Origin of the sequence: Streptomyces viridosporus (genome assembly GCF_002078235.1) — a bacterium.
Classification (GTDB): Bacteria; Actinomycetota; Actinomycetes; order Streptomycetales; family Streptomycetaceae; genus Streptomyces; species Streptomyces viridosporus.
Genome location: NZ_MSGP01000586.1, coordinates 1 through 4149 on the forward strand (window position 1 = coordinate 1; position 4149 = coordinate 4149).

General features: G+C 74.3%; 4 protein-coding genes and 1 pseudogene. 3 read left to right on the forward strand and 2 right to left on the reverse strand.

Annotated features, from left to right (window positions below):
• Positions 1 to 861 (forward strand): class I SAM-dependent methyltransferase (locus tag B7L92_RS33450; protein WP_107501686.1); only part of this gene is annotated, 861 nt, incomplete at its 5' end.
• Positions 858 to 1757, forward strand: a pseudogene (locus B7L92_RS42995) (lysylphosphatidylglycerol synthase transmembrane domain-containing protein); the annotation flags it as partial. The gene B7L92_RS33450 and the pseudogene B7L92_RS42995, both read left to right, overlap by 4 nt.
• A 158-nt stretch (positions 1758 to 1915) precedes the next feature.
• Here B7L92_RS42995 and B7L92_RS33460 read toward each other — a convergent pair.
• Positions 1916 to 2737, reverse strand: coding sequence for a creatininase family protein (locus B7L92_RS33460; RefSeq protein WP_081241024.1), 822 nt, complete (start codon positions 2735 to 2737; stop codon positions 1916 to 1918).
• Between the two features lie 48 nt (positions 2738 to 2785).
• On the opposite strand from B7L92_RS33460, the gene ribA reads away from it, so the two are divergent.
• Positions 2786 to 3445: a GTP cyclohydrolase II gene (ribA, locus tag B7L92_RS33465; protein WP_081241025.1), complete on the forward strand. Its 660-nt coding sequence runs from the start codon at positions 2786 to 2788 to the stop codon at positions 3443 to 3445.
• Positions 3446 to 3468: 23 nt separating this feature from the next.
• On the opposite strand, the gene B7L92_RS33470 is transcribed toward ribA, so the two are convergent.
• The coding region (locus B7L92_RS33470) for a serine hydrolase domain-containing protein (protein ID WP_143626421.1) at positions 3469 to 4149 on the reverse strand (681 nt) is incomplete at its 5' end.

Consider the following 4149-nt stretch of genomic DNA (forward strand, 5'->3'; position numbering starts at 1 on the left):
CCCGGGGAGCCCGGGGAGGGGGCCGGGGAACCGCCCCGGTACGCGCCCGAGTGGCTCCGGCTGCGCGAGCCCGCCGACGCCGCCGCCCGCTCCCACGACCTGATCGACCCGCTGCGCATCCGGCTCGCCAACCTGCCGCGGCGGGCCGGCGGTCTCGTCGTCCACGACATCGGGTGCGGCACCGGCTCGATGGGCCGCTGGCTCGCGCCCCACCTGGACGGCGCCCAGCACTGGATCCTGCACGACCGCGACCCCTACCTGCTGCACTTCGCCGCCGTCGCCTCCCCGCGCTCCGCCGCCGACGGCAGCCGCGTCACCGTCGAGACCCGGCGCGGCGACGTCGCCCGGCTCACCCCGGACGCGCTGGCCGGCGCCTCCCTGGTGACGGCGTCCGCGCTGCTCGACGTCCTCACCCGCGAGGAGGTCGGGGCCCTCGCCGCCGCCTGCGCCGGAGCCGGCTGCCCGGCCCTGCTCACGCTGTCCGTCGCCGGACGCGTCGAACTGAGCGCGCCGCACCCGATGGACCAGGAGATCACCGAGGCGTTCAACGCCCACCAGCGCCGGGGCGGCCTGCTCGGCCCGGACGCGGTCACGGTGGCGGCGGAGGCGTTCGGCGAGCACGGTGCGACGGTACGGCTGAACCCCAGCCCCTGGCGGCTCGGCCCCGAGCAGGCCGGGCTGACCGAGCAGTGGCTGCGGGGCTGGGTCGGCGCGGCGGTCGAGGAGCGCCCCGAACTGGCGGAGCGCGCCGACCGCTACCTGACCGAGCGCCTGGCGGCCTGCGCGGCGGGGGAGTTGCGGGTCGTCGTGCACCACAGCGATCTGCTCGCCCTGTGCCGGCCGGTGGACGGAACCGCATGAGCACGCGGACGGACCGGGACGCCGACGAGGCGGGGGCGCCCGTACCGGCCGCACCGGACCGGGCCGCCTCCCGCGGCCTCCTGGCCCGTCTCACCACCCGTACGGCACGCACCCGCCTCGGCACCCTCGCCGGTGCCGCCCTGCTCGCGGTCCTGGTGTGGCGTCTGGGCACCGGCGCCTTCCTGGACGGGCTGCGCCGCATCGACGGGCCGGCGCTGCTCGCGGCGCTCGGGATCGGGCTGGTGACCACCGTCTTCAGCGCCTGGCGCTGGGCACTGGTGGCCCGGGGCATCGGGATCCGGCTGCCGCTCGGTCCGGCCGTCGCCGACTACTACCGGGCCCTGTTCCTCAACGCGGCGCTGCCCGGAGGCGTCCTCGGCGACGTCCACCGGGCGGTGCGGCACGGGCAGAGCACCGGTGACCTGGGGCGCGGGGTACGGGCGGTGGTCCTGGAGCGGACCGCCGGACAGCTCGCGCTGTTCGTCGCCGGGGGCGTGGTGCTGCTGACGGCGCCGTCCCCGGTACGGGACGAGGTCCGGCACGCCGCCCCGCCGGTCGTGCTGGCCGCGCTGGGGGCCTGCGCCGTCGTGCTCGCCCTGCGCATGAACCGGGCGCCGGCGCGCCGGGGCCGGGTGCTGCGCGGGATGCTCGCCGAGGCGCGCGAGGGGCTGTTCTCCCGGCGCAACGCGCCCGGGGTCCTCGTCTCCTCCGCCGTGGTGCTGGCCGGCTACGTCGCGATGTTCGTGCTCGCCGCCCGGGTCGTCGGAGCCGGTGCCTCCGTGCCCGAGCTGCTGCCGCTCGCCGTGCTGGCGCTGCTCGCCATGGGGCTGCCGCTGAACGTCGGCGGCTGGGGGCCCCGGGAGGGCGTCACCGCCTGGGCGTTCGGCGCCGCCGGACTCGGGGCGGGCCGGGGCCTCTCCGTCGCGGTGGTCTACGGGGTGCTCAGCCTCGCGGCGAGCCTGCCCGGGGTGGTCGTGCTCGTCGCCCGCTGGTACGCGGGGCTGCGCGCCGGGGCCCGGAGCGCCCCCGCGGCCCCCGGCACGCAGCGGGGCGGCTACCCGGGCCCGCCGCCGTCCACCGCGCCCGTCGCGCCGGCCGCGTCCGCCGCGCCGCCCTCGGAGGTCAGCAACGAGAAATACGCGCCGAAGGAATCCGCCAGGCTCGCCAGCAGTTTCTTCCCCTTTTCCGCCGAACCCAGTGAGGGGCGGCCGATGACACCGGAATCGGTATAGGCGGCCATGCCGAGGGAGAGCAGATGACGCCGGTCGTCCGCGACGGAATCGGAGGTCTCATAACCGGGCCGGAGCAATTGGGGATGAGTGTGCAGAAGGATGGAGGTCTCGATTTCCCCCGCGTGCATGTCGGTGAGCAACGAGGTGACCACACCGGCTCGTCGCCGCGCCGTCTCCCAGTCCTCCGGGGCCGGGAACAGCGCCGTCCGCTCGCCGCGCGCGGAGGACTCCTGGACGACGTTGCCGAGCACGTAGTTCCCGCCGTGTCCGTTGACCAGCACCAGGGCGTCCACGCCCGACCGGCGGAGCGAGTCGGCGATGTCCCGTATCACCGCGTGAAGGGTCACGGAGGAGAGGGAGACGGTCCCCGGCCAGGCCGCGTGCTCGTGCGAGCAGGAGATCGTCACCGGAGGAAGGAGGTGCACCGGGTACGCGTCGGCGATCTCCCGCGCGACGGCACAGGCGACCAGCGTGTCGGTCGCCAGCGGCAGGAACGGGCCGTGCTGCTCGTAGCTCCCCACCGGAAGAACCGCGACCTGCCGTGAGACGGAGGTGCCCCGCGTCCGTACATCCTCCGTAGTGTCCACCGGCAGCAGACCGTACTCCGGGCCGTATGCCGCCGACCGTTTTTGCGAACCACCCATATCGTCACGGCCTTTCGTCTCCGCTCAGGACTGAGGAACTCGAGAATCATGACAGAAAAAGTAGGCGTACTCGGCAAGAAGGCTCCGCAGCGGACCGGTGTGGAACGCGTCGTGAATGCGCCGCTTCCCACCGTGTACGGAAAATTCCAGGCCGTCGGTTACCTGGACCACGACCGCGGTGACGAGCAAGTGGCCCTGGTGTACGGCGACATCGGCACGGACGACGTCCTCGTCCGGCTGCACTCGGAATGCCTGACGGGCGACGCCTTCGGTTCCCAGCACTGCGAGTGCGGCGACCAGCTGGCCTCGGCGCTGCGCGCGGTCGTCGCCGAAGGAGCGGGCGTGGTCGTCTACTTGAGAGGGCACGAGGGCCGCGGCATCGGCCTGCTCGCCAAGCTGCGGGCGATGGCCCTGCAGGCGGAGGGCCTGGACACCGTCGAGGCGAACCTCGCCCTCGGCCTGCCGGTGGACGCCCGCGACTACGGTGTCGCCGCCGGGATGCTCCAGGACCTGGGCGTGCGGTCGGTGCGGCTGATGTCCAACAACCCGCGCAAGCGGGAGGCGTTGGTGCGGCACGGCATCCAGGTCGCCGAGCAGGTGCCGCTGCTGATACCGCCGTGCGAGAACAACATCACCTATCTGCGCACCAAGCGGGAGCGCCTCGACCACCACCTGCCCCACCTCGACGCGGTGGCGCACTGGTCCTGACCGGCGCCGTGGGGCACCCGCGTTCAGCCGGTCACGGCGTCGTGCACCAGCCGTCTGAGGTCCCGGAACACCGGGTGGGAGGACCTGGGCCGCACCTGCGTGTAGAACTGCACGGTCAGGTCGCGGCCCGGGTCGACCCAGAAGGTGGTGGTGGCCACCCCGCTCCAGCCGTACGTGCCGGGGCCGGACGGGTCCCGGGTGCGGGACGGGTCGACGACGACGGAGACGCCGAGCCCGAAGCCGACGCCGTCGTTGCCGGGGTCGTCGTGGGCGGGGCGGCTGCCGAAGGCGCGCAGATCGGCGCCGCCGGGGAGGTGGTTGCGGGTCATCAGGTCCACGGTCTCCCGGGCGAGCAGCCGCACGCCGTCGAGTTCGCCGCGCCGGCGCATGAACTCCATGAACCGGTGCATGTCGTGCGCGGAGGCCACCATCCCCCCGCTGCCGGACAGGAACCGGGGCCGTCCCCGCAGCGGCAGCCCGGCGATGGGCTCGATGCCCCCGCCCTCCGCCTCCCCGTACATCTCCGCGAGCCGCCCCGCCTGTTCGTCGGTGACCTGGAACCCGGCGTCCGCCATCCCCAGCGGCCGGAAGACCCGCTCGGCGAGGAAGACGTCCAGCGGCCGGCCGGACACCACCTCGATGACCCGTCCCAGCACGTTGGAGGCCACCGAGTAGTTCCACTGCGTCCCCGGATCGAACTGCAG

Coding starts and splice junctions, on each gene's coding strand:
- B7L92_RS33460 (WP_081241024.1), bottom strand. CDS start 2,737: ATGGGTGGTTCGCAAAAACGGTCGGCGGCATACGGCCCGGAGTACGGT.
- ribA (WP_081241025.1), top strand. CDS start 2,786: ATGACAGAAAAAGTAGGCGTACTCGGCAAGAAGGCTCCGCAGCGGACC.